The sequence below is a fragment of the Sphingobium sp. V4 genome, assembly GCF_029590555.1.
In the GTDB taxonomy this organism is placed as follows: Bacteria; Pseudomonadota; Alphaproteobacteria; order Sphingomonadales; family Sphingomonadaceae; genus Sphingobium.
This window is the reverse complement of record NZ_CP081002.1, coordinates 935,984-962,253: the sequence shown is the minus strand read 5'-3', so window position 1 is coordinate 962,253 and position 26,270 is coordinate 935,984. Positions and strand designations below refer to the sequence as shown.

21 protein-coding genes and 3 pseudogenes are annotated in these 26,270 nt (G+C 59.8%); 13 read left to right on the top strand and 11 right to left on the bottom strand.

The features are described from left to right. Positions 1-107: 107 nt before the first annotated feature. The 3 genes and pseudogenes from K3M67_RS20165 to K3M67_RS20155 all read right to left on the bottom strand — a co-directional run. Positions 108-2,033, bottom strand: coding sequence for a hybrid sensor histidine kinase/response regulator (locus K3M67_RS20165; protein ID WP_502958929.1), 1,926 nt, complete (start codon positions 2,031-2,033; stop codon positions 108-110). Positions 2,034-2,146: 113 nt separating this feature from the next. Next, complete coding sequence (locus K3M67_RS20160) at positions 2,147-2,785, bottom strand: PAS domain-containing protein (RefSeq protein ID WP_285833170.1); 639 nt, start codon at positions 2,783-2,785, stop codon at positions 2,147-2,149. A gap of 126 nt (positions 2,786-2,911) precedes the next feature. Continuing rightward, a pseudogene (locus tag K3M67_RS20155) lies at positions 2,912-3,611 on the bottom strand (TCP-1/cpn60 chaperonin family protein); the annotation flags it as partial. A gap of 100 nt (positions 3,612-3,711) precedes the next feature. Here K3M67_RS20155 and K3M67_RS20150 point away from each other — a divergent pair. From K3M67_RS20150 to K3M67_RS20130, 5 genes and pseudogenes are all read left to right on the top strand, one after another. Beyond that, complete coding sequence (locus K3M67_RS20150; protein WP_285833169.1) at positions 3,712-4,485, top strand: histidine phosphatase family protein; 774 nt, start codon at positions 3,712-3,714, stop codon at positions 4,483-4,485. Next, entirely contained in the window at positions 4,482-5,405 is a 924-nt protein-coding gene (locus K3M67_RS20145) for an NAD(P)H-hydrate dehydratase (RefSeq protein ID WP_285833168.1), read from the top strand. Before K3M67_RS20150 ends, K3M67_RS20145 begins: the two co-directional genes overlap by 4 nt. A 97-nt stretch (positions 5,406-5,502) precedes the next feature. Then, a complete protein-coding gene (locus tag K3M67_RS20140) occupies positions 5,503-6,009 on the top strand; it encodes a DUF6766 family protein (RefSeq protein WP_353051195.1) in 507 nt (168 codons plus the stop codon). Between the two features lie 71 nt (positions 6,010-6,080). Further along, the gene (locus tag K3M67_RS20135) at positions 6,081-7,565 is read left to right on the top strand and encodes a DDE-type integrase/transposase/recombinase (RefSeq protein ID WP_285833167.1); all 1,485 of its coding nucleotides are present in this window, start codon (positions 6,081-6,083) and stop codon (positions 7,563-7,565) included. A 189-nt stretch (positions 7,566-7,754) separates the two neighbouring features. Continuing rightward, positions 7,755-7,976: pseudogene (locus tag K3M67_RS20130) on the top strand (DUF6766 family protein); the annotation flags it as partial. Here K3M67_RS20130 and K3M67_RS20125 read toward each other — a convergent pair. Beyond that, complete coding sequence (locus K3M67_RS20125) at positions 7,956-8,153, bottom strand: hypothetical protein (RefSeq protein ID WP_285833772.1); 198 nt, start codon at positions 8,151-8,153, stop codon at positions 7,956-7,958. The pseudogene K3M67_RS20130 and the gene K3M67_RS20125 overlap by 21 nt on opposite strands. A gap of 188 nt (positions 8,154-8,341) precedes the next feature. On the opposite strand from K3M67_RS20125, the gene K3M67_RS20120 reads away from it, so the two are divergent. Then, on the top strand, positions 8,342-8,854 hold the full coding sequence (locus K3M67_RS20120; protein ID WP_285833166.1) for a hemerythrin domain-containing protein: 513 nt from the start codon (positions 8,342-8,344) through the stop codon (positions 8,852-8,854). 358 nt (positions 8,855-9,212) lie between these two features. On the opposite strand, the gene K3M67_RS20115 is transcribed toward K3M67_RS20120, so the two are convergent. The 6 genes from K3M67_RS20115 to K3M67_RS20090 all read right to left on the bottom strand — a co-directional run bounded on the left by K3M67_RS20115 (position 9,213) and on the right by K3M67_RS20090 (position 13,690). Further along, positions 9,213-9,569, bottom strand: coding sequence for an alpha/beta fold hydrolase (locus K3M67_RS20115; protein ID WP_285833165.1), 357 nt, complete (start codon positions 9,567-9,569; stop codon positions 9,213-9,215). An 86-nt stretch (positions 9,570-9,655) separates the two neighbouring features. Further along, positions 9,656-9,880 carry an alpha/beta fold hydrolase gene (locus K3M67_RS20110; protein ID WP_285833744.1) on the bottom strand — a complete coding sequence of 75 codons (225 nt, stop codon included), beginning with the start codon at positions 9,878-9,880 and terminating at the stop codon, positions 9,656-9,658. A 344-nt stretch (positions 9,881-10,224) separates the two neighbouring features. After that, positions 10,225-10,824 (bottom strand): DUF1989 domain-containing protein, encoded by a 600-nt coding sequence (locus tag K3M67_RS20105; protein WP_285833743.1) that lies wholly within the window; start codon positions 10,822-10,824, stop codon positions 10,225-10,227. Continuing rightward, positions 10,824-11,570, bottom strand: coding sequence for a guanitoxin biosynthesis heme-dependent pre-guanitoxin N-hydroxylase GntA (gene gntA, locus K3M67_RS20100; RefSeq protein WP_285833742.1), 747 nt, complete (start codon positions 11,568-11,570; stop codon positions 10,824-10,826). The genes K3M67_RS20105 and gntA overlap by 1 nt, the downstream gene beginning before the upstream one ends. 548 nt (positions 11,571-12,118) lie before the next feature. Further along, on the bottom strand, positions 12,119-13,027 hold the full coding sequence (locus K3M67_RS20095; protein WP_285833164.1) for a cation diffusion facilitator family transporter: 909 nt from the start codon (positions 13,025-13,027) through the stop codon (positions 12,119-12,121). Positions 13,028-13,081: 54 nt separating this feature from the next. Beyond that, positions 13,082-13,690, bottom strand: a complete 609-nt coding sequence (locus K3M67_RS20090) for a flavodoxin family protein (protein WP_285833163.1) — start codon at positions 13,688-13,690, stop codon at positions 13,082-13,084. Between the two features lie 85 nt (positions 13,691-13,775). Between K3M67_RS20090 and K3M67_RS20085 the strand changes: the two genes are divergently transcribed. The 7 genes and pseudogenes from K3M67_RS20085 (at position 13,776) to K3M67_RS20055 (ending at position 19,593) form a co-directional block, all read left to right on the top strand. Further along, a complete protein-coding gene (locus K3M67_RS20085; RefSeq protein ID WP_285833162.1) occupies positions 13,776-14,627 on the top strand; it encodes an SDR family oxidoreductase in 852 nt (283 codons plus the stop codon). Positions 14,628-14,720: 93 nt separating this feature from the next. Beyond that, positions 14,721-15,141 (top strand): annotated as a pseudogene (locus K3M67_RS20080) (VOC family protein). Positions 15,142-15,268: 127 nt separating this feature from the next. After that, positions 15,269-15,715, top strand: coding sequence for a hypothetical protein (locus tag K3M67_RS20075; protein ID WP_285833161.1), 447 nt, complete (start codon positions 15,269-15,271; stop codon positions 15,713-15,715). Further along, the gene (locus K3M67_RS20070) at positions 15,712-16,650 is read left to right on the top strand and encodes a cation efflux transmembrane domain-containing protein (RefSeq protein WP_285833160.1); all 939 of its coding nucleotides are present in this window, start codon (positions 15,712-15,714) and stop codon (positions 16,648-16,650) included. The genes K3M67_RS20075 and K3M67_RS20070 overlap by 4 nt, the downstream gene beginning before the upstream one ends. A gap of 123 nt (positions 16,651-16,773) precedes the next feature. Then, positions 16,774-17,229 carry an MgtC/SapB family protein gene (locus tag K3M67_RS20065; RefSeq protein ID WP_285833741.1) on the top strand — a complete coding sequence of 152 codons (456 nt, stop codon included), beginning with the start codon at positions 16,774-16,776 and terminating at the stop codon, positions 17,227-17,229. Between the two features lie 260 nt (positions 17,230-17,489). Next, a complete protein-coding gene (locus K3M67_RS20060) occupies positions 17,490-18,395 on the top strand; it encodes a tyrosine-type recombinase/integrase (RefSeq protein ID WP_247230379.1) in 906 nt (301 codons plus the stop codon). Positions 18,396-18,399: 4 nt separating this feature from the next. Beyond that, positions 18,400-19,593: an IS91 family transposase gene (locus K3M67_RS20055; protein WP_285833157.1), complete on the top strand. Its 1,194-nt coding sequence runs from the start codon at positions 18,400-18,402 to the stop codon at positions 19,591-19,593. 428 nt (positions 19,594-20,021) lie between these two features. Here the strand turns inward: K3M67_RS20055 and K3M67_RS20050 are convergent, their stop codons facing one another. Further along, positions 20,022-26,090, bottom strand: a complete 6,069-nt coding sequence (locus K3M67_RS20050; RefSeq protein WP_285833159.1) for an ATP-binding protein — start codon at positions 26,088-26,090, stop codon at positions 20,022-20,024. Positions 26,091-26,270 lie beyond the last annotated feature (180 nt).

Below are 26,270 nucleotides of genomic sequence, written 5' to 3'. Positions count from 1 at the left end.
AAAACCGGACCGCTGCCTGAACTTAAAAAATGACGCACTGCCTCGGCCGTTCGGCGCACCAATTTACAATCCGTAAAACTCCTCCCACGGAGGGCGAAACCCGCGCCTCACGGGTCGCAGGTGCTGGCTCCCACATTCGATCCTGACGAAATAACGGATGCAGCGATAAGCGTACCGATCGCTGCGCTCAGTGTCTCGGCGCCATAGGGTTTTGACAATACAGAAAGATGCGCCGCTCCTCCCCCAACAAGCTGATCACTATGCCCTGTCGCAAGGAGGACCGGCAGCCCAGGCGCCAGAATGTACAGTTGTCGTGCAAGATCGATGCCGCTCAGTCCCGGCATAACGATATCTGTGAAGACGAGATCGAACGATTGCTCCTGGATAAGCACAAGTGCTTCAGTCGCGTTACTTGCGCACACCGTCTGACACCCCATATCGTCTAACAATTGCTCCGCGAATTGGAGAACTTGAATATTATCTTCGACAAGAAGGACTTTGATCCCCGGTGGTATTGAGGCAAGTTCGCCTTTCTGCTGGATCGCCGCCGGCGTCTTGTCGACCTTGGGAAGGATGATGGTAAGCGTGGTGCCCGATCCGACGCGTGAACTTATCCGGGCGATGCCGCCTGCTTGAGCCGCAAAGCCATGGATCTGGGATAATCCCAGTCCTGTTCCCTCGCCGATCGGTTTAGTTGTGAAGAACGGTTCGAAGACGCGGGCGAGTGTTTCCTCCGACATACCAGTGCCGCTATCGGTAATGTCGATGGCCACCGCGGCTTGCCTTTCGTAGACGGCGTCCCGGGTTTCTATGAGGAGGTCTCCACCCCCCGGCATCGCATCGCGGGCATTTACGGCAGCGTTCAGGACGGCAGTTTCCAGTTCAGTCGGGTCCACTTCCACGCGCGCGTTCTTCGCCGATGCCTTCACCGACAGGGCGATGCCGCTCCCGAGGGACCGGGATAGAATTTCAGCCCAGGCATCGAGATGGATATTGAGGTCGATAACCTCGGGACGGATGGCGCGGCGCCGACTGAATGCGAGAAGGTGACCGGTAAGGGTGGAAGCCCGCTCAACGGTTGCTGCTATGTTGTCGATATAGCGCGCCCGCTTCTCCTCCGGCAGATCGACTTTTCGGAGCATTTCGGCCGCCCCGCCTATGACTGTCAGCAGATTGTTGAAGTCATGGGCCACCCCGCCAGTCAGTTCGCCAATGGCCTGCAGCTTTTGCGCCTGAAGCAGCGCGCTGCGGGTTTCTTCCAGCTCCTCCTGTGCCTGGCGTTTGTCGGTCGCGTCACGGGTGATCTTAGCGAAGCCGACATGCTTTCCCTCTTCGTCATAAATCGGATCGACCAGCACAATTGCCCAAAACAGCGTGCCGTCCTTGCGAACGCGCCAGGCCTCTGTCTCATATTTTCCCTCCGCGAGGGCCGTCGCCAACGCTCGTTCGGGTGCCCCCGCGTCCCGGTCATCCTGCGTGTAGAAAATGGAGAAATGTTTGCCCACGACCTCGTCGGAACCATAGCCCTTGATCGCTGCGGCCCCGGTGTTCCAATTGGTGATGATACCGTCGGTATCCAGCATGTAGATCGCGCAATCCTTGACCCCTTGGACGAGGAGCCGAAAGCGCTGTTCCGCCTGAAAGAGAGCGAGTTCTCTTTCACGGCGTTCGGTGATGTCGCGGCTGATCTTTGCAAAGCCGATCAGTTCTCCGGCATCGTTCCTGATGGGATCGATAACGGAATTGGCGAAAAAACGGCTGCCATCCTTCCTGATCCGCCAGCCTTCAGCTTCGAAACGCCCCTCTTGCGCTGCGACGCGCAAGGCAGTTTCCGGTAGACCGGAATCGCGATCCTCCTGGGTGAAGAAGCAGGAAAAATGCCGCCCTACGATTTCGTCAGCAGTATAGCCCTTGGCTCTCTGCGCGCCGCTATTCCATGTCGTGATCCGGCCTTCCGGATCCAGCATATAAAGCGCGTAGTCCATAACCGCGTCGACGAGCAGCTTGAATTTTGCTTCGGCTTCGTCGGGCATATCAGAATTCGTCACGCGACATCCTCAACAAGCCCCCGGCTTGCACCCCGGACTTAAGTCCATATCGAATCTTGACAGGTTGGCAAGGCCATTCAGAACCGCCTTGCTTTAGGTTAAAGGCCCGCTTCTACAGCGATCCTGATCGCCTCGGTCGAAGTCTGCACACCCAAGCGATGCACCAATGCGCCGCGATGCATCTTGATGGTTTTGATGGAAAGGCCAAGGTTCTTTGCGATCTCGGCGTGGCGCATGCCGCGCGCCATATGCTCGAGAACCTTCAACTGCTGGGGGGTTAAGACAGCTAACCTTGCCTTGGCGGTTCCGGCATCTTGAACTTCGCCATCAACCTTCAATTGGGTTCCTATGAAAAAAGTGAGAAGCCCAGCCTTGTCATAGACAGGCGCAATCATGACGGCATTATGGAAAGCCTGACCATCTTTTCGGTAGTTGACTAAGGTAACGAATGCCGGTCGGCCCGCATTGATAGCCTGGCGCAAGAGCGCCCGCGATTTTGGGCAGGTTGCAGCCCCGGAGAGCAAACGGCAGTTTTGGCCGATGACATCCGACTCAGCATAGCCGCTCAGCCGTTCGAAAGCTTCGTTGACAGCGATGATGACATTTTCGGCTCTTGCATCCGTTACGATAGTAGCAAGGGGCGAGTGTCGGCTCGACCGTATCAACTCGTCGCGCAGTCGTTGCCCCTGCAAAACGGATTGCGCAGGTTTCGTCATCTGATCAGAGGGCGTCGTCATCCGGTGCGCTCACGAAAACGCCACATGATGGTAACCGCATCCGTCAATAGTCTCGATAGGCAAGAGCATTCCGATCCGAATAGGAGCTAGGCGGGCGGGCCGCACTTTCGGCGGCCTTCATATCACATAGCGAACAACAGAGCCATTATGTCCACGCTCAATATAGTCCTCGGCTTCGAGCAGCTTCCCAACGATCCAAGCACCATGCTCGCCGGCATTCTCGGCGATCTTGTGAGCGGAGGCGCGGAGCGCGCAGCGGATGATGTTGAGCCCGACTGCTGGTCGTCGTTGGCCGCCTTGATGCCATCCCGCGCCTTGAGCGCGCGCAGCAACGAGATGCCTCCGCCGGGCAGGATGGCCTTTTCGACCGCGGCGCGGGTGGCATGCAGCGCATTATTGGCCAAATCCTTCTTCTCCTTGACCTCGACCTCGGCCGCGTCGCCGGCGCGGATCACCGCTATGCCACCGGCGAGCTTGGCAAGCCCCTCTTGGAGCTTCCCTCGGTCATAGTTGGAGGTCGTCGCATCGATCTGCTGGCGGATCTGCGCAACGCGTGCGTCTATATCGCCCTTGGTGCCGACGTCGTCGATGACAGTGGCGTTGCCCTTGTCGATAGTGACCTTCTTGGCCCGGCAAGCATGTGAATCATTACGTTATCGAGCTTGGCGCCAAGGTCCTCGCTGGCGACGTTGCCTCCGGTGATTATGGAGATATCTTCGAGCATCGCCTTGCGGCGATCGCCGAAGCCCGGAGCCTTTACTGCTGCGATCTTTAGTCCGCACCGCAGCTTGTTCACAACCACGGTCGCCAGAGCCTCGCCCTCGACACCCGCGCAAGACCTTTCGCGACTGCGCGGTGGCGTGCTTCGATCGTCCCGCTAGCGATATCGCAGGAACCGCAAGATGCTGAGCGGCATTGATCCCTCTATGGATAATGAGCATGCACCTTGGCCTTCGCAACTCTGGATCGTCCGTCATGGACAAAGTGCTGGGAATGTCGCCCGCGACGCAGCGCATGAAGCTGCGCTCGATCGTATCGCGCTGGAGGGCAGGGACGTCGATGTCCCGCTCAGTGCCTTGGGCGAGGCGCAGGCGAGAGCGCTTGGTCGTTGGTTCGCCCATGGCGGGATGGGCCAGCTACCCGATGTGATCCTCTCCTCACCCTATCGCCGGGCCGTGGAGACGGCCAAGCTGTTCAGGGGGGAGGGCGGCGCTGCGATGGAGGAGCCAGTTTGCATTGACGAGCGGTTGCGCGAGAAGGAGTTCGGCATCCTTGACGGGCTAACGACGGGTGGGGTCGCGAAGCTTGAGCCGCAGCAAGCCGCCTTCCGCCAGACGCTTGGGAAATTCTATCACCGCCCGCCCGGTGGCGAGAGCTGGTGCGATGTCATCTTCCGCCTCCGGGCTTTGATGGACACGGTGTCCCTCCATTATTCGGGGCAGAGGGTCATCATCTTCGCGCATCAGGTAGTCGTCCTCTGCCTGCGCTACATCATCGAAAATATGGATGAAGCCCAGATTCTGGATATCGACCGAAACGGGGACGTCGCCAACTGCTCGGTCACAGAATATCGTTTCGATCCGCAAGCGGGGCGGCGCGGCAATCTGGTCCTTCAGCGCTATAATGACGTGGCGCCGGGAGATACTCAGGCTGTGCCAATGACCGACGCCCCGGATTTACCTGCTGTTGCTCGGGGATGATCCAAATAATACCTCTCGACGCTACGTGGTGCGCGTCCCACGGGCTTCCGCAAATCGATAGCGATTGCGACAAGAATAGCAGAGGGCGTGTTCTGCTGGTTGGCGGTGGGCGCTTTGTTCCGGGATCCCTTGCGCTAACGGGCGAAGCCGTCTTACGCGCGGGCGCTGGCAAATTGCAAATGGCCACCGTCGATGCGGTCGCGTCGGCCTTGGGCGTGCTGGTTCCAGAAGCCGCCATGATCGGTCTGCCGATGCGCGAGGACGGAGAGATCGCACAGGATGGCGTTGGCGTACTGGCCGATTTGGTACCGCAATGCGATCTCCTGCTTGTCGGACCTGGCATGAGTGCAACCGCGGAGACAGGCCTGTTCGTGCGCGGCCTCCTGGCGCTGTCCCCCCCTGCGATGCTGCTTGATGCTGCGGCGCTGACCTGCACTAGTCTAACTGAACTCGCGAACGCCGCAAGGAAACTCCCGCTTATTTTGACGCCGCATTATGGCGAGATGGCCCGACTGATCGGACGCGATCCGCAGGCCGTCGCCGCAGATCCCGCACATATGGTCTGCCAAATCGTGGAACAGACAGGTGCCTACATAGCGCTCAAGGGACCTGAAACCTGGATCGGCGGCCCTGGTACGCCAATCATCCGCTTTACGGGAGGCTGTCCGGGGCTCGGTGTTGGTGGATCGGGCGATGTACTTGCAGGCATCGTTGGCGGCCTGCTCGCTCGTGGAGCTGCGCCCATTGTGGCCTTAGGCTGGGGCGTTGCGCTGCACGGGGCGGCCGGTCAGCTGGCAGCGGCCGAGATCGGCGAAATCGGCTTCCTCGCACGCGAATTGCTGCCCTTGGTTCCTCGCCTGATGGAAACATTGGGACAGCCGTTGTCTGCCCAAGGAAATGGCTTCATCTGTAAACGCTGATATAAACCTTACTTGTCATTGACCGCCCCATGGAAAGTCGGTTCGGTCCTATCGCGTCGTGTCGACGTTTCCTCTCATATCAAAAGCGGAGAGGGTGATGCGCATACTTCGCGACAACGGACTGACGATTGTCCTTCTCGGTTTGTTTGCCGGAAGCATCATCGGCCAGTGGATAGCGGGCTGGAATGTCGAGATGGAAGAAGCGCACCGGCATGGGCAAGCCGTACTTTCGCTCGGGGCATATACCGTCAGCCCGGAATTCCTATCCAGTGTGTTCGAAAATTGGGAAAGTGAATTTCTTCAGATGGCCGCTTATGTAGTCCTGACGGCAGTTCTAGTTCAACGGGGATCTGCCGAATCGAAGGATCCTGATGCCCCGCCTCGCGACACTGATATCCAGGAGAGCAAGCCGGGGGCTCCGGCTATCCTGAACTGGGGATCATTCTGGCGGGCTCTATATGCGCGATCCTTGGGGCTCGTCTTGGGCCTTCTTTTTTTCCTATCCTTCATCATTCACTGGACGCAAAGCGCGCGTGTTGCCGCCCAGGAAGCTATCGCTCACTGTGAGGCGACATTTACGGAGGCCGGCGCATTGCCTCAATAGAATCGTTCCCCAAGGCATGGCCGTTGCCTCATCAAGAATGCTCCCGAGGATGTCGATGGTGGAGCAAGCAAATGAGGAAGGTCAGCATGACGACGCGCGACGACATAATTGCAGCAACTGGCGAGCGGTATCGAAACGGCGATCGCGCGACGCGGGGGAAGATCCTTGATGTGTTCACGGCCATTACTGGCTTTCACCGTAAGCACGCGGCGCGCATCCTGCGCGCTACAGGGCGGCGTGAGCGGGGCGCGCCAAGACCGGAACTGCGTCTCTATAACGACGAGATGGACAGCGCGCTGGTGACGCTGTGGGAGGCTTCTGACCGGGTCTGCGGGAAGCGGTTACACGCAATGCTGCCGCTGCTTGTCGAGGCCATGGAACGCCACGGACACATGACCCTGCTGCCAGCCATCCGAGCTGGGATCCTCACCATGAGTGCGGCGACGATCGATCGCCGTCTGGCGCCGTTTCGCGAAGGGGCCAAGCGCCGGCGACGGGCACCACCGTCGGCTGCGGTGAAGGCGGCAGTCCCGGTCCGCACCTTCGCAGATTGGGGTGACCCGTTACCTGGGTTCTTTGAGGCCGACTTGGTGGCCCATTCGGGTCCGTCTGCAGATGGAAGATTTGTCCAGACCCTGACTCTTACGGACATTGCCAGCGGGTGGACCGAGACGATGCCGATTCCGTTCCGCGAGCAAGAGCTTCTGGTGCAGGCACTGGTCAAACTGCAGCGATCACTTCCGATGCCGATCCTCGGGCTGGATACTGACAACGACACGGTCTTCATGAACGAAAGTATTCAGGGCTGGTGTGCAGTTCATAATATAACGTTCACTCGTTCTCGCCCGTATCACAAAAATGACCAGGCGTGGGTAGAGCAGAAGAACGGATCGGTGGTCAGGAAGCTGGTTGGCTATCGGCGATATGAAGGGCTCGAAGCGCTCCAAATTCTTGAGCAGCTCTATACCGCATCGCGCCTGTTTGTGAACTTGCTTCAACCATCATTCAAACTGATCTCAAAGGAGCGCCATGGCGCCAAGGTAATCAAGCGCTACGATAAACCGGTCACGCCCTGTCAGCGTCTCCTTGCGAATGCCCGAGTCAGCAATGCTATCAAGACACGGTTGTCGACCATGCAGGCGAGCCTGGATCCCATCGATTTGCTCGCACGCATGCGTCATTGTCAGCAGCAATTGCTCAATCTTTCACGGGAAGAGCAGGTTGAGGGGGTGATCCAGCCGGACGCGCGGCTTGGAGACTTTCTGGCCAGCCTCAAAGATGCCTGGCAGTTCGGCACCGTGAAGGAACCGGCGCGCCCACTACGTACTTGGAGGACGCGCGCCGATCCCTTCGCGGCGACGGCAACCGAGGTGACCGCCCTGTTTGAAAACGCCATGGGGCGAACGTCTCGTGATTTGTTCGAAACGCTTTGCGCGGACCATCCCGGCCTGTACCTCCCGGGTCAATTAAGGACTTTCGAACGACAGCGCAAACGGTGGCGAGCAGCGAAGGCCGACGCACTGATCCTCGGGGCCTCTGCAGTGGCGGCTGAATAGTGGCGCAAAGGGCGCTCCATCCATTGCCTGTTCGCGTGCCGCTTCGCTACGCTACGCAACCCGCGAACAGGCAATGGATGGAAAGATCTGGCCCAATCGGCTATGGGAACCATTCTGATGAGGCAACGGTCATGCCACTCGGCAACATTCCTCCGTGAGGCAACACGACCGGCCATGATAAATGTCGCCGCGCACGCTCACGGAGAAATACTGTTAGGCACCATAGCCTACCTGTCAGATGCCCAGCTATGGTTCGAATCATTCCAGAATTGGCAAAGCGAATTTTTGTCGACCGCAGTGCTCGTTCTTCTGTCGATCTTCCTTCGCCAGCGTGAATCGCCGGAATCCAAAGGCGTAGCCGCGCCGCACAGCCAGACAGGGGAACAACGGTCAGATGCCGGACCAGCATGAGCGGGGTCCTTGCGACGGCATGCCGCCGCCAGGCATGGCTATTGCTGAGCTGCCGCCCTGCGTGTTTATCGGCGGCGCAAGGGGATTGGGATCCTTATCCTCACCCTTTTCTACGTTTTCCTGAACCTCCGTCTCGTCAGGCACGTCGTCGGTCGTTTGCGTATCGGTAGTTGCCACAAAAGCGCTCCTAGAATTGGCCGGGAATTAACGGCGCGTCATCGGCATAGCATGCTGGTGACGTTGGCGTTCGACCGGCGCGGCTTCAGCTCTTCAAACTCGCGACCGCCTTTGTTGCGAGTCGTTCGCGGGGAACCACGTGTCTCATGCAGAATTTCACGGCTACTTCACTACCAAGGAGGACGACGATGGCAGAGCCCCAGTTCACCGATGCGATCGCTTTGCTGAAGGCAGACCATAGAAAGGTCGAAGACCTATTCGAGACATTCGAGAAAGCCACTTCCGCCAGCCGGAAGCGGGCCTTGGCGCAGGAAATCTGCGTCGAACTCAAAGTTCACACATTGATCGAGGAGGAGATCTTCTATCCTGCCTTCCGTGGTCTGATCGAGGATCACACGCTCGACGAAGCATATGTCGAGCATGATGGCGCGAAGGTCCTGATCAACGATATCGAGGCAGGCTCGCCTAACGACGATTTCTATGACGCCAAGGTCAAGGTTCTCTCTGAAGAAATCAAACATCATGTCCATGAAGAGGAAATGCCGTCGGAGGGGATGTTTGCCCAATGTCGCAAAACCGACGTCGATTTAGTCGCACTGCGCGATAAAATGGCCGCCCGGAAGACGGAACTTCTTACCCTGGCCAAGACGTCAGGACTACCGGCGGCTAAACCGACCGCCGTCAATCTTCTCACGGCATAGTTGATTCTGTCGTACCCCGGCGGCGCTTATGCCGCCGGATTTTTGAATTTAAATTGAACGAGTGCTCCGATTGTTCGAGGAGCCATGATCGCAACCTTTCCTGTGCTGAAAGCCTGAACGCCCGCCACGGTTTCAGGCTCCCTCGCTCCGATGGTTCAGAGCGTCCCGGCTTGGGCCAAAAGTTATTCCGACCCATGCCGTCATTCAAGCGCGGATTTTCGATCACCAGCAGCGGACGGGCAGCTATTCCGGTGACTCCCGACCCAACCAAGGCGTTCATTTCTTACGAAAGGAATGTTGGGCTCAAACAGAAACCGCCGTCCGAGCCTCATGAAATTGCCAATCGGCGGTCGCCCCTTTACCAGTCAAGAAGCTGCAATGGCGGCATGTTCGATCGCGTGCATTGAGGCGGTGAAAGCGGATACCGCAGCGCAAACTTGCTCTGATCATAGGGCAGCCCATGCCCGGCATCTGGAATGATTTCGAACCACATCAATGGATTAAGCCGTTGCAGTTCACAGGCAGTGTCGATTGAAACGATGCCCCGGCTGGCGAGCAGTAGTAGAACAGGAATGCGGATGCCTTGAACTAGCTTCCGCAAATCTGGATTCGGCGGAGTGACTACTTCGAAGGCATTGGGGCTGGTTTGAAACCTTGCATCCACTAGATATTCGATCAATTCCGGTGCGCGATCGCTGATGCTCAGCTGCGACATCGCTGTTGTAAACCTCGCGCTGCCATTCCGGACTGATGAACGTGGGATCGACAAGCGCTACCGCCTTGATGGCCGTTCCAAGATGACTAGCGACAACCGCAGCGGTGCCCCCCCCCCATCGAGTGCCCAACGAAAATTGGAGCATTCAAGTCCAGTTGCTCAACGAGCCCGATGACATCGCCGGCCAAATCGCTGTATAGGTATCCGTTTGGAGGAGAGCTGGATCCGCCATGGCCTCGAGCATCGGGCAGGATGATATCGTGGTCGGCGAGTGCGCGTGCGAGGGGCAACAGACATGCTCCGCTCCCCATCAGCCCATGAAGCGCAATGAGGGGAGGCTTGTCTCCGCCAGATCGACGATATTGGATGTTGATCCCGTGAACCCCGCAAGTGCCTGTGTACCAAGCTGAATTTTCTTCAGATTCACTCATGCAAGCAATGATGGTGGACTGGCGTTCGCCGCGCAATGACCAGTTACGCCACAGCGCCCTCTGCCAACAAATTATCCAGCCGCTCAGCTTCCAAATCCGTGCTGAAAACCTGCTTTTCCATTCCGGAAACAAGCGTGTCGGCGAATAAAGAATAGTTTCGAAGGCATCCCCACGCTACGCAGAAGGGTTGGTAAGGCCTATAATTGCTCGCCCATCAAGAGTTCTCAACTATCGCCATCGACCCGGTAATGGATGGGCTTGAAACTTCCTCCGTTGGATGCAAATGCAGAGCAGGCGGTCAGCCCGATCACCAGATCCATCCTGGCGCGGAAGCGGATATGGTCGCCCGCTTTGCTGAGGGGTGGCAAAACGGACAATTTGCCCGTCTCGCTATCGATCGGAACATTCATAAAGCAGTTGAAGGCGACGGGGATTCGATCGGCAGCCACCCCATAGGGTTCAAGAGTCTCAGCCAAATTACCGAAGCAACCGCGATGCACTGGCTCGTCTGGATAAAAATGGAGAAAAGTATCGACGGAGCAGGGCGTCAGCAGGAAATCATGAACGCCGACCATATCGTCGATGATCTCCAGCATGACCCGCGATCTGTTCGAATATAAAGCATGGCCGGTGGTCAGGCGTATGGTTTCGGCATAGTCCAACGTGCGACCTGATGAGATGACTTCATCGAGATCCTGAGCGTTGAATGCCAGCAGATCGGCGACCTGCATTCCCTGCGGATCGATCACGGTCAGTATCTGCCCTTCGGTCAGGCGGAAAGCGGTGCCGCTGCGCGGCGGAATTTCATTTACCTGATCCGGCATCACGCAGACGGTCCTCTATCGTCCGCCTCGGCATCGGGCTCATCCTTCGCCCCGTGATAGGCGAATGGACACACCCAGTCTTCGCCCACCTTGCGCCCGCTATATTGGCGCGCTTCGCTCGACTCGCCATGGCGCGCGAGCATCGGATTGCGACTTCCAGCCAGGGCTTCATCACGCAGCAGGATCTTTTCGCGCATCGTCTCGTACCGCCCCGCTGCACGCAGTTGTTCGAACTGGTCGTGCAAATTGAATATGATCGTCGGCTTTTCGAACCGGCGCGCAACCCTGCTGGCATGAGGGTGCAGCCCGACCACGAAGAAGGCTTCGCCGCCGAAACTGAGCGAGAAATGCGGATTGGCAGGGTCGCTGCTCACTGCGCTATCATAGTCATGACCGCGCCACACATCTTTGTCGGAAAGAGATTGCAGCCGTGACCACAGGGCATGCTCGAAAGTCTCTTCACTCAATTCATCCGGCCCGTCGAATACCACCGCAAAGCTGCGATAAAGGCCGGGGTCTGTCCTATAGTCAGCAGCAAAGCGTGACAGCGCATCATGAATGCGCACATCATCCCACGCACTGTCGATCGCCTTGCAGGCGAGGACGCAGAGCGTACCTTTAGCCAAAGCCGCCTTAGCCCCTACGCAGGGGAAGGACGGCGCTGAAACATGTCTGGCCAAGGCGGCTTCGCTCTCCGATTGAGAAGCGTGCTGCCATGGGAACATCGGGGTCATAGGAGCAGGCATGAACAGAACTACGCCAGGTGGCCAACGTTGTTCCCCCTCATTGCGCCAGTTTAAGACGGTTCCCTTGAGAGCGTGGATGATGTAAATCCAGATCAATGCAATTGTAGCGATCGTTTCTCGTCCGCGAGACGGCAATAAAGTATAATCGCCACAGCCCACTGATTTGCTGCCATTGAACGGATAAGTCGGAGCATTGACGCGAACCGACTCATGAGGCACTTCCCTTACGGCAGCCGATAAAAATTGGCGCTGGAGAGGATGCCCATGAGCCGAGTTCAAGCAAATTCCGGTAAGATTTTTCACAAATTGCTTCGGGACTGTCTGTCCGAAGAAAGGCAACCCACGGCAGAAGAAGTGGAACTGATCGCAGGGGAAATCTGGAGAAGCAGTCACGGCTGCATTTCGGGCCAACCCTGGTCCGACGTGGAAAGCGGGAGCGATGCCCACCGACAAATGATCAATGCGTCCAACGCTGCATTGGGATCGCATCGCCATCAACTCGATGCATCCAATGACGGGGATCGTTCGCTCAGCGCCGTTTCTGCGGCTTAACTATTGGCGCGGTTGAAGGGGCGTGGCTGCACCAGCGCGCCGCCCTGCTTTTCCGGGCGGATGTAGATGGAGGTAAGTTCGGGTACGGCTGCCTTCATCTCCGCCTCCATCGCCTCTATCAGGCTTTCCGCTTCGCCCATCGGCAGATCATCGGCAAAATCTGCACTGATCGCCACGAAAACCGCGTCAGGCGCCGTGTGGATGGTGCGAACATGATTGACTGCCGTCACCTGCGGCCGGGCCTCCAATATGCGCCGCACGATAGCGATGATGGCCTTGTCCGCGCTCTCGCCGATCAGCAGACCCTTGGCCTCCCTTGCCAGTAGCACCGCGACGGTCGCAAGGATAAGGCCGATCGCGATGGACGCGGCACCATCGATGCGCGGATCGGCATAATGATGGCTCGCCCAAACGCCGATGCCCGCAACGAGCAGGCCCACCAGAGCTGCGCTATCCTCGAACAGCACGATAAATCCGGCAGGATCCTTGGATCGGCGGATCGACTGCCACCAGCCGCTCGCGCCCCGCGTGCCGTTGAATTCCCGGACCGCGATGGCCCAACTCGTGCCCTCCAGCACCATCGCGATCCCCAGCACCGCATAGTTGACCGTGGGATCGCGCAACGGCTCAGGACTGGCGATATGGCGCCAGCCCTCGTAGATGGAGACGCCTGCCCCGACCGCAAAGATCAGGATCGCTACGACGAACGCCCAGAAATAGAGTTCGCGGCCATAGCCGAAGGGATGCGCGGCGTCGGGCGGCCGATCCGCCTTCGCCTGCCCATAGAGCAACAACAACTGATTGCCGCTGTCGACCAGCGAATGCACGCCCTCGGTCAGCATCGACGAGGAACCGGTGATCGCCGCAGCCACGAACTTGGCGATCGCGATACCCACATTCGCCAACAGGGCACCGTAAAGGACGATATTGGCCCGAAAACCTCTGCCTGCCACCGACCGTCAGCTTGGATAGGGGCTGGACTGGAGCAGTCCAGCGAGATGCGCGGCGTTGCCTGCGACCATCTTCGCCGTCTTCGTCACCATCTCCGGCGTGTCCTTCAAATCTTTAAAGTCGACCGATCCCAATGTCTCTCCCACCCAATAGCAAGCCGCGACCGCCGGAATCGTCCAGCCAACATCGTTCAAGGCCTGAAAAAGCTGAGCGGAAGAGAAATGCGCGCCGTCCTCATTCCCCACGATGGCTGCGACGGCGACCTTGCCATAGCTGAGCATCCTGCTCCCATCGTCGGTTTCGGACAAAAAGGCGTCCATCCGTTCCAGCACGCGCTTGGCCACGCTGCTGATCTGGCCCATCCAGATGGGACCGCCGAAAATCACTATGTCGTGATCCAGTATCTTCGCCCGCAGCGCCGGCCAGTCGTCACCCTCGCCCTCGTCGGAAGTGACGCCGGGCCTGATGTCCAGCGCTGCCACCCGCACCGTCTCGGTAAGGGTCACTTGCCTTTCGGCAAATGCCTGCTGCAACACCGCGATCATCGCATCGGTCGATGAAGCGTCGCCCGCGTCGGGCTTGAGCGTGCAATTAAGAGCCAGAGCCTTGAGCAGCATCGCATATCTCCGGTTAACATGGATCGGTATGATTGCGGTGAACGCTTTGGCGACCCGTCTGTTCTCCTGTCACGAGGAGAAAGTGATGAGCGACACCCAGAAGATGATCCATGAGGACGCCCTGCCTGGCCATGAAAGCAGGCTGGAACCCAAGCCCGAGTGGCAACCGCGCTACCCCGGATCGGGGCGTCTGGCGGGCAAGGTCGCCATCATCACCGGCGCGGACAGCGGCATCGGTCGGGCCGTCGCGGCGCTCTATGCGCGAGAGGGCGCCGACGTCGCGATCGTCTATCTGCTGGAGGATGACGACGCCGCAGAAACGAAACGCATCGTCGAGGCAGAGGGGCAGCGCGCTATCACCATCCGCACCGACATTGGCGAGAAAGCCCATTGCGATGCGGTGGTCGCCCAAACGCTGGAGGCCTTCGGGCGGATCGATATCCTCGTCAACAATGCGGGCGAGCAGCATCCCGACAAGGACATCACCAACATCAGCGAGGACCAGCTTCGCCGCACCTTCCAGACCAATATCTTCGCCATGTTCTTCCTGACGCAGGCGGCGCGGCCGCATCTGAAGGCCGGGGCCACCATCATCAACTGCACCAGCGTCACCATGTATCAGGGTAGCAGCGAGCTGCTCGACTATAGTTCGACCAAGGGCGCGATCACGGCCTTCACCCGATCACTATCGGAAAATCTGGTTGGCGAGGGCATTCGCGTCAATGCTGTCGCGCCCGGCCCGATCTGGACGCCGCTCAATCCCTGCGGCGGCGCCAGTCGTGAAAAGCTGGAGCATTTTGGCGAAGGCACGCCGATGGGTAGGCCCGGCCAGCCCAATGAGGTTGCGCCGTCCTTCCTGTTCCTGGCCTGTGACGACGCCAGCTACATGTCGGGACAGGTGCTGCATCCCAATGGCGGGACGATCGTGAACGGCTGAGGCTGTACGCAAGTTCAGCGCAATCAGGAAAGGGACGCCATGCCATCGACCCACCAATCACCCCATGACTCAGTGAAGGGCAGGAGGTTGACCATGCAACAGCAGATATCCGTCATCACCTTGGCATCGGTGATCTCGCACGATCGAAACGCTTCTACATGCAAGGCTTCGGATGGACGCCGGTTTCGAGAATGAGGAGATCGCCTTCTATCAGATGAACGGTTTCGTGTTCGGAACATGGTTGAGGAGCAAGCTGGCCGAAGATATGGCACTCGATAATCTACAGCGTCCCAGCAGCTTCGCGCTGGCGCATAATTTCGACTCGCCGGATGAGGCCGATGCCGCGATCGCGGAGCTGCTTGCCGCCGGGGGCAAGCTGCTCCGAAAGGCCGATGCGCCGCCCCATGGCGGCTATCGCGGCTATGTTGCCGATCCCGATGGCAATGGCTGGGAGATCGCGCACAATCCCGCCTGGCAGATCGACGACAAAGGCCTTGTGACTTTTGGGGTTTAGAACATTTTCCAAGGGTCGGCATGGCCGAGACCTTAATAAGGTGGCCTAGGATCAGAAATTGATCCCTTTGAAGCCCAACGCGTTATCCCCGAACGGCAAGGGGAATGAAGATAATGGCGCGAGCATCATGAGGCGGCTACCAATCCTGCTGTGCATCGCGGTATCGGCCTGCAACGCCCTGCCGCGTGATCCTGCGGACACATCGGCACGGATCGAATCGACCAGATATTTTACGGTCGGCTCGGTCGATCCATCCGCGCGGGATGCGCCGGAAACAGCCCGACTTCTGCGCCAGATCGAACAGCGAACAGGCGCCCGGCCGCTCTGGACCGAAGGTTCGGGCGAAACCTTATTGGGGCAGCTTGATGCCGGTACGCTCGACCTCGCCATAGGCCGCTTCGCCAAAACCAGCCCGTGGCAGGCCGAAGTGGCGTTCGGCCCCGCTTTATCGGTATCCGGCAAGGAGAATGAGCGGATCGAATTGAAAACAGCAATGCGGAACGGTGAGAACCGCTGGATCATGACCGTAGAGCGCGCCAGCCGCGCCATATCGACGGAGGCGCGCGCCCAATGAGCGAAACCAGCCTGCCGGACGAGCTGTCCGAACCGTTGGAAAAAGCCATCCGGCTCGAATACTGGAACATTTTCTGGACGCTCACGGTGATCGTCGTCATGGGACTGGTGCTGGGCCAGAGCCAGACGATGAAGACAGCATGGGTCGAGGACACTCTGGGCCTCGTGCCGCCTGTCATGTTCCTGATCGCCGCGCATCTGGAGCGCAGCGCTAGCCGTTCGCATCGCTTCCCCTTTGCGTTCGAGCGGGTCAATGGGCTGGGGTTCTTCGTCGCTGCTGTCGCACTGACGGCGGTCGGCGCTCTGCTGCTCTATAATGCGCTGGTCGCGCTGGCGAGTACCGAACATGCGACGGTAGGGTCGATCGTCATCTCGGGTCAGGATATCTGGCTCGGCTGGCTCATGGTTGCGGCGCAGCTTTATTCGTTGATCCCGCCCTTCTTCATCGGCCGCAAGGAACTGCCTCTTGCGGAGGAACTGAACGACAAGCTGCTGCATACCGACGCGCTGATGAACAAGGCAAACTGGCTGACCGGCGCCGCGGGCCTTGCTGGCGTCATCGGTCTGGGGCTTGGCTGGTGGTGGGCCGATGCGCTGGCGGCGGCAATCATATCTGTCGATGTCATCAACGATGGGTTCAAGGCGTTGCGGTCATCCACAGCGGAACTGGTCGATGGCTTTCCACGCGCCCTCTCCAGCGCGGCGCTGTCGGATGACGCCGAGCAGGTGCGGCAAAAATTGCTGGCGGAGTTTCCGGGCGCGGCCATACGCTTGCGCGAAACCGGCCGGTTGATCCGTGCGGAGGTGCATGACACCCATGCTCCGCAGTCATGTCGGCATCCCCGCCACTATTGGCCAGGCCGCAAGGAGCGCGCCTGGCGCCTCGCACAGGTCAGCTTCATCCCGCCGGTAAAGGCGCGCGACGAAGGGGCGTAGACGCAGCTAGTACAGGAAATGCCAGCCCAAGATTCTACAGGCGCGGCTGATCATGCATCCAAAGGATTGGGAAGAATTCGTCGGATCCCACTTCCGCATCGCAATCCGTCGTCGCGCGTTATGATGTGCATGGCTGGCAGCTTCTCTCTGATTCCTCATTTCATCGCTCTGTCGATCGCCTACGGGCTGGCCGTGCCGATCGGCTGGAACCGGGAGGTAGAAGAACGAAGCGCCGGGATCAGAACCTTTCCCCTGGTCGCCGTTGCCAGTTGCGGCTTCGTCCAGGCCGTCGAAAACACGATGGCTCATGATCCAGCGGCCATTGCCCGCGTTCTCGAGGGTGTGATCGCAGGCATCGGCTTTTTGGGCGGTGGCGCCATATTGCAGGGCAAGAATACGGTTAAAGGGACCGCGACCGCTGCCAGCCTCTGGGTCACTGGCGCCATCGGCGTTGCGGTAGGTCTCGGCAGTTACGACGTTGCGGTCGTCCTTACCATTTTCACGCTGCTAACGTTCTGGATACTGGCGCCGCTTAAACCCCAATCCAACGAAGGCGGCGATGGTAGCGCCAAAGATTGATGCAGCTAGATCGTCATCAGCGCCGCTGCCCGAAAATCCCCAATTTGGCACACTTCGTCATCGACCCTTTGCCGCCATTCAGCCGGCGATTTTCGATCGCCGAGTGCGGACCGGCAGCTATCGCGACCGCTGTCGACCAGAGCACGAACCCGCTCCGCGGGAGGGTCGCTTGGGGTGACGTAGCGTAGTATTGGTGAGGCTTTCGGTGGGGCGGCGTCGCCCGCCGACGGTGGAGTTCCTTCAACGGAGAGGAACTTACCATGGATGCTATCACGACCGCTGCCCCGACCCATTCGCTGCGTGAGCGGATGCTGCAGGACATGACGATGCGTGGCTTCGGGGCGCACACGCAGAATGACTATATCCGACATGTCCGGAACTTCGCCGCGTTTCTCGGCCGCCCCCCGGACACGGCCACGGTGGAAGACCTTCGGCGTTTTCAGGTTGACCAGCACGAGCGCGCCGTTGGTCCAGCTACGATCAATGGCGCGGTATCGGCACTGCGGTTCCTCTTCGGGATAACCCTCAGGCGGCCGGAGATGGCCCTAGCGCTGGTCGTCGTTCGCTTCACACCCAAACTGCGGGTGGTTTTGAGCGTCGAGGAGACAGCGCGGCTGCTCGAGGCTGCGCCAGGCATCAAGTACAAGGCGGCCCTCAGCGTGGCCTATGGCGCGGGCCTGCGGGTTTCGGAGGTTGCCCACCTCAAGGTCGATGACATCGACAGCACCCGGATGATGATCCGCGTCGAGCAGGGCAAGGGACGCAAGGACCGCAACGCCATGCTCTCACCGCACCTGCTGGACTTGCTCCGTCAATGGTGGCGCGAAGGCAAGCGGCGCGGAGTGATGCTACCTCATGGCTGGCTGTTCCCCGGCCGCAGCGGCACAGATCCGGTCTCGGCTCGCCAGTTGCACCGCGTCGTGCAGGAAGCGGCCGAGCGCGCCGAGATCCACAAGCGGGTAAGCCCGCATACATTGCGCCACTCGTTTGCCACTCACCTGCTCGAGCAAGGCGTCGATATCCGGGTCATCCAGGTGCTGCTGGGACACGTGAACATCAACACGACCGGCATCTATACCCAGGTCTCGAGCAAGACGATGCGGGCGGTGGCCAGCCCGCTCGACCAGATCGTGGCCGTGATGGAAGGCAGGGCACCTCCCGGTTGAGCCGGTGCGCACCTCACTCGAGGTCGCCGATATCTTCCGGAGCAGCGGGCCGGCCTATCGCGCGGCCCATGCCGGGCATCTCAGCCTCGGCCAGCTCAAGGTCATGACGGCCATCGAGAACTGCCGCACCGCCGCGCTGGGCGGTCACGTCGAGGCCTGCGACGACTGCGGGCACTGGCGGGTCGCCTACAACTCGTGTCGCAACCGGCACTGCCCCAAGTGCCAAGGCGCCGCCGCGCGCACCTGGCTGGCCGCGCGCGAGGCCGACCTGTTGCCGGTTGGCTACTTCCACGTCGTGTTCACCCTGCCTAACGAGGTCGCAGACATCGCCTTCCAGAACAAGGCGGTGGTCTATGACCTGCTGTTCCGCGCAGCCGCGGACACGATGCTGATCATCGCCGCCGATCCCAGGCACCTTGGCGCGCGGATCGGCATCACCGCCGTGCTGCACACCTGGGGATCGGCACTGACCCACCATCCGCACGTGCACATGATCGTGCCTGGCGGTGGCATCGCGCGCGACGGCACGCGCTGGATCTCGTCGCGCCCCGCATTCCTGCTGCCGGTGCGTGTGCTTGGCGCCTTGTTCCGCCGTCTGTTCCTCACTCGCCTGTTGGCATTGTTCGATGCCGGCAAGCTGGTCTTCTTCAGCACCTTGGCTGGCCTCGAGATACGCAAGGCCTTCCTGCGGCATCTCTCGCCGATCCGGAAGAAGCGCTGGGTGGTCTATGCCAAGCCGCCCTTCGCCGGGCCGCAGGCGGTACTGGCCTATCTCTCGCGCTACACGCACCGGGTTGCCATCTCGAACCGGCGGCTCCTCGGCTTCGACGAGACCGGCGTGACGTTCCGCTACAAGGACTATCGCCGCCCTGCTGCTGAACGCCAGCAGGTCATGACGCTGGCGACCGACGAGTTCGTCCGCCGCTTCCTGATCCACGTTCTGCCGCGCGGCTTCCACCGCATCCGGCATTACGGCCTGCTCGCCAGTTCGACCCACAACGACACCATGGCGCTGGCCCGCAGCCTGCTGGGCGTTGCTGTACCGGTCGAGGAGCCCGAACCCGACGAACCTCCCGACCATCGCCCACCATGCCCATGTTGCGGCGGGCACATGACCATCATCGAGGCCTTCGCCCGCTGGTGCCAGCCCCGCGCGCCACCATCATCGGCATCGCCAATCCGGGGGAATGCGCCATGATGCGGCATGGCTCAGACTGCACGACGGTCACGCCCATGGCGGCCTGGCCGATGACCCAGTGTATGCCCATTCCGCAATCGAGCCCAGCGCAGGGCACACCGACCAGCAAAACCGCCACCGTCGGCACTCTGACGCCGCACAAAGTCACGTTGATCCGGCCAGAACCAACACTTCCGGATCGGCATCGCTTACCCGTCCAAACCACCCCTAAGCCGCTTTACCCATAGACCAGCGCATGGGGCCCGCGGGTTCCTGCACTGGAGGCTTTCGTACGCAAGCGCCCGAAACCCTTCACACAATACGTCGTTCGCCGATCGGGCTTCAAGCGGCAGATTTTGCTAAAACCTGCCATATCCACCTCAGGAACATGTTCGAGACCCGCTGACAAACCGGCCAGTCTGGTGAACTACCTCTGATGACGTCTGGTCTCAGGTTGTCGTTGCAAAGGCTGTCTTGAGTTCATCAGGGGTGTCACCGGCGGCGCGGCGCCAAGCTGCCGTCCTGAGCTTGATCGGGCCGAACAGCCGCTCGAACTTTGCCTGCCCTGCCTCGCTCAGGCAGATGCGCTGTCCTTCAGCCCGAAACTCATCATCCCCCTGAGATTGATGGAGGCCGTCACGCCACCAGATCGTCCATGCCATGAGGAGCCCAGCCGAATCGACAAATCGATGGATGGATTCAGGCGCGGGCGACCATCCAAGGGAATGAGCGGTGTGCGGGCACAAGATGAGGAGCTCCTCCGGCAGCCGGTCTTTTCGCCGGGAGCGAAAGCAGGCAATTCGGGCCGGATGGGCCTTTTCGCGGGAATATGCGATGCAGGGGCTTCCGAGCCAGGTGACGTGCGGCAAAGTCCGTACAGTTGCGAGAAGTTGGTTTTCATCGACACCATCCAGGCTGATGGCCCGATAGGTCTCCACAGATGAATCCCTGCGTATCTCTCTTCCCGAGACCTTGCGGATCTCGGCAAGGACCGCCAAGGGAGGGGAGGAAACAAGCTCCTCGTCGACAGAATGGACCCATGCCTCGCGCTCCTTCTCCCAGAGGTTCGCCTTGGGACGGATCATCAATGCATCCGATGGTCGAGGCGATGGATGAAGTGGCAAGGGGTGTCTGGCGTCAGCGTATAGGCGGTAGAGCAACTTGGTTCGGGTTCGCGCGTTCAAGCGGCCAGCGTGGTGCAGTTCAGCTGCCACGGTGCGCATTGCCCGGAATACCGCCGTTACATGTGGAAATTGATATCCAAGTCTCAACTGGAGACGCGTTAGGCCCTTCTCCAATTCAACACAGCCGGCATGGCCGAAGCGGGCAACTCCTCCCCATGAATGAATGAACGTTCCGAGCCGTCGACGGACGTGTTCTACCGTGACGCCGCCGGCCTCGGCGACAGCCGCGCATTCGCTGGTCCAATTTTGCGTCCATCCGAGCGGCTCGTCGAGAAACATGCCGCGCGTGTGAGGATGGACCTCCACCCTGCCTTCGCCGGGGTCTATCGGAGGCAAGGCCAGTTGATAGAACGACGGCAAGACCTTTGGCTTGATCGAGATGGGCAGCCCCCATCTGTCTGCCAGAAGCTCTGCGGCGGAGATCAGCGCAATGTCATCGCGGCCCGCGATGTCATCCAGCCGGCTTGAAAAATGCGTTCGGATGCTCGGGTGGTCCACTGTCCGGGCCAGCAGATCGGCGGCAGCCAGAGCCGTGCTCTCCTCGCCCAGCAGACGATCCGCGAGCCGCAAAACGGCGCTTGCGCCACCCGTGTCCAGCAGATCGCCTGCGCCCCGCATCGCAGAGTCGTTCAGGAGTGCCGCACCCAGGGTGATGGCGCTGAAAAATACCTCGGCCAGCAGGTCGTCGTCATCGGCAGAACCTGCCGGGGCCGGCGTTTGCTCCAGTCTGGTGAGGAGAGCGCCTTGATTGAAATCACGTGACAGACGCAGCTGTGCCTCGAGATGCGCCCACATATCAGGCCATGAAAGATTGGAAAAGATGAGCGGGAAAATACGATCGATGGAACATAGGATGTTCGAAACACCATATCTACGGCCAGCGAGGTAACGGAAAAAATCTTGCCGGGCCTCCTCCTGCGCGCCGTCGATGCCGAGAAGCCTGCGCGCTTCATGGCGCTGGATTGTCCGCCGCTCCGACGGCCAGGCCCAACCGTCGTCTTGTGCGATCTGAGTTACGGCCAGGCACCGCTCGGCAGCATCGAGATGACCGGCGGCTTTAGCAACGCGCGCTGCAGCCAGGGCGACCTCTGGCTCGTCCATGAAACCCGGTTCAGCATTGGCGAATTCCTCGACTTCACCCCAGCTCGAAGATGCAATGACGCGGCTGATCGCAACTCTCAGGTTCCAGCTCGGCCTGTAATCCTCTGGCTCTGCGAAGTGCTCAGGCATGCCCTTTCGGGTTTCCGGCTGGTAGTTGCGCTCTTTGTCGATCGCTTCTCTCGCCTGCCCCAGCGTGAGAACTGCGTTGTGAAGGTTGTTGCGCGGATCGGCTCCATCGGAGCCTTCCGAAGGTTCGATCGAGGCCAGATGCGCCAGTCTGGCCCGCGCCAAGGCTCCTTGTCCACGCTGAGCGCAGGCCTTTTCCAAAGCGTGCATGAGGCCGAGGCGCTGGGGGGGATGGGCCATCGTCTCTATGGCTTGCGCCGCTACATCTTCAAACTCGGCAACCGTTTCGAGATCGACAGCGAGAATGAGATCAGTGAGGAAAGCCCCCGTTTCAACGATGCTGCCGTGAGGCTCCCCGTACCAAGGCAGGCAGAGCGCTGACCAGGCTGCCAGCGCCTCGCGCGCGCGGGCAGGATGCCGCGATACAAAGCCGCGCAAGGTAGCATCCACTGCGCCATCCCAGCCTACCGAGCCTTCCGTCATCGACCAGTGAAAACCGATGGCGGCGGTCTTCACGTCGGCTGTCGCCACCTCGAAGAGCAACTGGCGCACCATCCGTCGAGCCATGTCGTAGCCCTCGGTTTCCTGGAGGCCTTCGACAAAATGCAGGATCGTCGTCGCACGCTGGCTATGGCGAGCCGGATCGGCCCGGTTGGCGAGGCCGAGCATCATTGCCCAGAAGTCGTATTGGGCATCCTTCTTTGCCGGCTGAAAAGCCCCGAATGCGCGCTCCCGCAGTCCTGCAATCAAGTGGCGGGCGCGTTCCGTGCGACCAATGTCAGCGAAGTCAGCCGCAAAATGCGCCAGCTCTTCGACCTCACTGCGTGGATCCGAGCACTCGACGCCCGCAAGCGCCTGCTCGAGACTTTGCGCAGCTGCACCCACGTTGGCATCCAGATGGAAGCGACGCATCGCGCTCGCGCGCAAAAAAGCCGGCCAATATTTGAAGACTGCGTCTTCCTCGACCAGCCGGGCGACAAGATCGGTGATGGCCGAGCCTGGAAGATCCGCAAGTTCGGCCAGATCAAACAGTAGATCAAGGAGGATCAAGGCAAGTTTTGGCAAGCGATGGAACGCGCCTGGGTCATCATCGGTGTCGTGACGCGCACCAGCCAAGAAAGTCAGCGCGGCCATCGCGGCACGCTGGAAGTCGGTCGCGGATAAAGGCTTGCCTGCCCGGATGTCACCGATGGCGTTGGAGACTGCCAAGATATGATTTTGAAGTCCCTTGAGCAGGCGGCTCGCGGGCTCGGTGGGCTGCTGGAATGGCACGCCGAGCGTGGTGCGGGTGATGATGCCGGCGGAGAGCGTCCGGCACGCCTCTTCCAATTGCTCGGAGTTGAAGGCAGCAAGATTTCCTGGGCCTCGAAGCGGGGCATGCTGCAAAAAGCGCTCGGCGAGGTCTTTCTTGCCAAGCCGCGCGCAAAGGGTAGCGCCTGGAAGCATCCATGAAGCGTCAAGCTGGGAAAATTCCGGATCGGTGCTCGCAAGTTCAAGAAGTTCAAGGGTCCGGGCTTCATCCCCGAGAAGGTCAGCACCATGGGCCCCTTCGATCGCCGTGGCGACACGCGCCGGGCCATCCACTAGCCAGAATTTGCACAGGGCATCTAGATCCCGACCAGGGTCTGCAAGGATTATCGCCTGGGCAACCGTCTGTCCGGCCAGGTCCTTGAATTCATCTTTGAACGCCGCGTCAGCGCGTTCATTGATCTGGGCAAGCTCGGCCTGAATCTGCTCGTCATCGAGGAAAATGATTGCCCGCTTGGCCCAATCGGCGAGCCTTTCTTCAAAGGCATCCGTGGAACCCATCTGATAACGGGTGTCGGGGTCACGAAACGGGCTGTTGTCCTCGAAGAGCGCCCTAGCTTCGTCAATTCGGTTCTCTTTGAGAAGCGCATCAACCAGCAGCCATTGCTGGCCTTCCTCATAATTGTTGTCGAGCTCTGCCTTCGCGGCGTCGATGTCGCCCATGGCGATGTAAGCCGCGATGAGCGTCGATGCGCTCTCCATCACCGAAGAACGCCTTTCAATCTCGTCTTCCGCCAGCAACAACTCGAAGAGCTTGGTTGGTTCCTGTCGGTCTGCAAGCAGGTTGTAGCCGTCGCAGATGTCGTCCACCACACGGCGTTCATCGCGCCCGTCGAGGTACTGTCCGACGAAATAATCCCTGGTCGCAAGGTCGAGAGCAACACCGGCATTTCCGGCAAGGACTGCATAGCGGAAGCCCAGCCAGCGCTGAGGGCTGTCCGGAGCTGCCTGGCTGACAAGTGCGCCCAGACGGCGGTAAATCACCGGTGGGGAGAACTCAGGGTCCGGTTTGCCGAAACGTTCGATGGGCTTGCGCTGGATAAACAGCCGGAAGCTGTTGTGGAACACCGACCATCCCTTGCCGCCGGTGTTGAGAAGATGGCGGGTGACCTGAAGGGTCGCTTCGACGGCGGCATCGTTGGTCTCCTCGGCCAGCAGTTCCGGCTCTATAGGGCCCTGCGCGTAAGCGATCAGCGCGAGGACTCTTTTCACGAGAAGAGGGTCCGGCGCCTTTTCGATCCAGCGCCAGGTCGATTGATAGACGGCCTCGAGATCACCACCTTCGCCAAAATCGCCGTCAAGAAGGAGCTGCTGGTCGGCGGGCTCGCTCAGCAACAGGCGCTCAATGAGATAGCGCGTCACCAGAGGGTGGCCGCCGCCGACCCTGTAAATTTCTGAGCGGTCAATGTCTGGATCAAGCCCGGCCGCTTGCGCCATGGCTTCTACCGCGACTTCTGTCAGCGGGGCAATATCGATCCTGCGGTCCGTGGATGCCGCCTGCTGCTCGACCGCGCCTGGCATGCCCGGCAAATCAAGTCGCTGGGAACCCAGGATGAAAAGGACACCGTCGGGGATAGATTGCGGCAAAGGCAGGGCGCTGAGCAGCGAATGCGCCGGAAATTCCTCACGGGGGATGTGATCGAGCCCGTCAACAATGATGATGGTGCGGGTCTTTTCTCGCGCAAACCTTTCGCCGGCCTTTGCCACGAGCGCTTCAAAATGCTCGCGCCTAGCATGGAGCGAGTCGTCCTTGAGCCGCAATGCTGGAAGTCCTGATTCTAGCAGCTGGGTGGTGAGATCATGATAAAACGCTTCGGCCTCACCGCGACCCTGTCCCTGCGCAGTGCCGGGAACGAAGGCGAGATAACGAACGACTTCGGCGCCTTCTACCTTCCCCAACTCCCGTGCCAAAAGCGTCGATTTCCCCGCGCCAGGCGCACCGATCAAGCTGATATAACCTTGCGAGGTCTTCGAGATGGCCTTGGAGAGGCGCGTTCCTGACACGCTGTTGCGCTGAACCCAGGCCCCGACGGGAAATCGATGCTGGAACCTCATTGAAAACCGATCAGGCCATCCGGCTTCCTGGAGCAATTCCTCCCGGGACCAGAGGTCCTTGTCTGGATTGTCGGCCACGAGCGTGCCGATCGCTCGGGAAAGCTCCTCGATCTGATTTTCGCGCGTCTTGTCATGACTGGGCTCGAAGCGCGATGAGGCTTCTGCCCCGCAGATGAGCTCAAACTGGAGCCAGAAGGCCTCGAAATCCTTGTCGGCCAGGCCACTGGCCGTGACCAGATCGTCCATCACGCCCTGCCAGCGGGTCGCACGCCATTCCAGCAGTGACCGGCGTGGCGATTTCTTCCACTCATCCACAAACTCCGCGGTCGTCGATGACTTGTCATCTTTGACCAATTTATCGTTGGGCGAGGGAATATCGTTGGTGAAATATTTAATGCGGACCGGCATGCTGGCATGTCTGGCCGCAAGTGCACCATAAGAACCGACGAGGTTCGCAATTTCCGAGCCCTTGCCAAGAAGCAGTCCGGTTATGCCGAAAAACGCGGGCTGGAGAGATTTTTTGAATTGATGGGCTTGGATTTCATGTCTTAGCCCTAGGATGAGATCATCCACATCCCCCGCTCCGCGGTCGGCCAGTCCGATCCAGCGCAGCTTTCTCTCGACGAGCGCGTCATAGGCCAATCTGGCAGAGGCCCGATCCTGATGAACATAGCCTCGACGCGCTGCACGCTCACCTTCCGCTGGCGGCCTGGATGGAGATGCTGGTTTGGTGCCCTTGGTCATGCCGTTCACCTTGCAAGCATGCATCAGCATCGGCAAGGCAGGTTCGGCGCACTAGCGCAACTTGTCCTCCAATAAAGAGCGTACCTAAGGGAATTCGGACGTTGAGCCGACGATCAGAAAGGGACGTTTTTCAGAATCTTGGCGGAGGAAATGAGATGATTCTCGGTTGTTTGGTCGCGG

Bases quoted from the DNA above. Each gene is read 5' to 3' on its own strand.
- K3M67_RS20165 (WP_502958929.1), bottom strand. From the start codon at position 2,033: ATGCCCGACGAAGCCGAAGCAAAATTCAAGCTGCTCGTCGACGCGGTT.
- K3M67_RS20160 (WP_285833170.1), bottom strand. From the start codon at position 2,785: ATGACGACGCCCTCTGATCAGATGACGAAACCTGCGCAATCCGTTTTG.
- K3M67_RS20150 (WP_285833169.1), top strand. From the start codon at position 3,712: ATGGATAATGAGCATGCACCTTGGCCTTCGCAACTCTGGATCGTCCGT.
- K3M67_RS20145 (WP_285833168.1), top strand. From the start codon at position 4,482: ATGATCCAAATAATACCTCTCGACGCTACGTGGTGCGCGTCCCACGGG.
- K3M67_RS20140 (WP_353051195.1), top strand. From the start codon at position 5,503: ATGCGCATACTTCGCGACAACGGACTGACGATTGTCCTTCTCGGTTTG.
- K3M67_RS20135 (WP_285833167.1), top strand. From the start codon at position 6,081: ATGAGGAAGGTCAGCATGACGACGCGCGACGACATAATTGCAGCAACT.
- K3M67_RS20120 (WP_285833166.1), top strand. From the start codon at position 8,342: ATGGCAGAGCCCCAGTTCACCGATGCGATCGCTTTGCTGAAGGCAGAC.
- K3M67_RS20115 (WP_285833165.1), bottom strand. From the start codon at position 9,569: ATGTCGCAGCTGAGCATCAGCGATCGCGCACCGGAATTGATCGAATAT.
- K3M67_RS20110 (WP_285833744.1), bottom strand. From the start codon at position 9,880: ATGGGGAGCGGAGCATGTCTGTTGCCCCTCGCACGCGCACTCGCCGAC.
- K3M67_RS20105 (WP_285833743.1), bottom strand. From the start codon at position 10,824: ATGCCGGATCAGGTAAATGAAATTCCGCCGCGCAGCGGCACCGCTTTC.
- gntA (WP_285833742.1), bottom strand. From the start codon at position 11,570: ATGCCTGCTCCTATGACCCCGATGTTCCCATGGCAGCACGCTTCTCAA.
- K3M67_RS20090 (WP_285833163.1), bottom strand. From the start codon at position 13,690: ATGCTGCTCAAGGCTCTGGCTCTTAATTGCACGCTCAAGCCCGACGCG.
- K3M67_RS20085 (WP_285833162.1), top strand. From the start codon at position 13,776: ATGAGCGACACCCAGAAGATGATCCATGAGGACGCCCTGCCTGGCCAT.
- K3M67_RS20075 (WP_285833161.1), top strand. From the start codon at position 15,269: ATGAGGCGGCTACCAATCCTGCTGTGCATCGCGGTATCGGCCTGCAAC.
- K3M67_RS20070 (WP_285833160.1), top strand. From the start codon at position 15,712: ATGAGCGAAACCAGCCTGCCGGACGAGCTGTCCGAACCGTTGGAAAAA.
- K3M67_RS20065 (WP_285833741.1), top strand. From the start codon at position 16,774: ATGTGCATGGCTGGCAGCTTCTCTCTGATTCCTCATTTCATCGCTCTG.
- K3M67_RS20060 (WP_247230379.1), top strand. From the start codon at position 17,490: ATGGATGCTATCACGACCGCTGCCCCGACCCATTCGCTGCGTGAGCGG.
- K3M67_RS20050 (WP_285833159.1), bottom strand. From the start codon at position 26,090: ATGACCAAGGGCACCAAACCAGCATCTCCATCCAGGCCGCCAGCGGAA.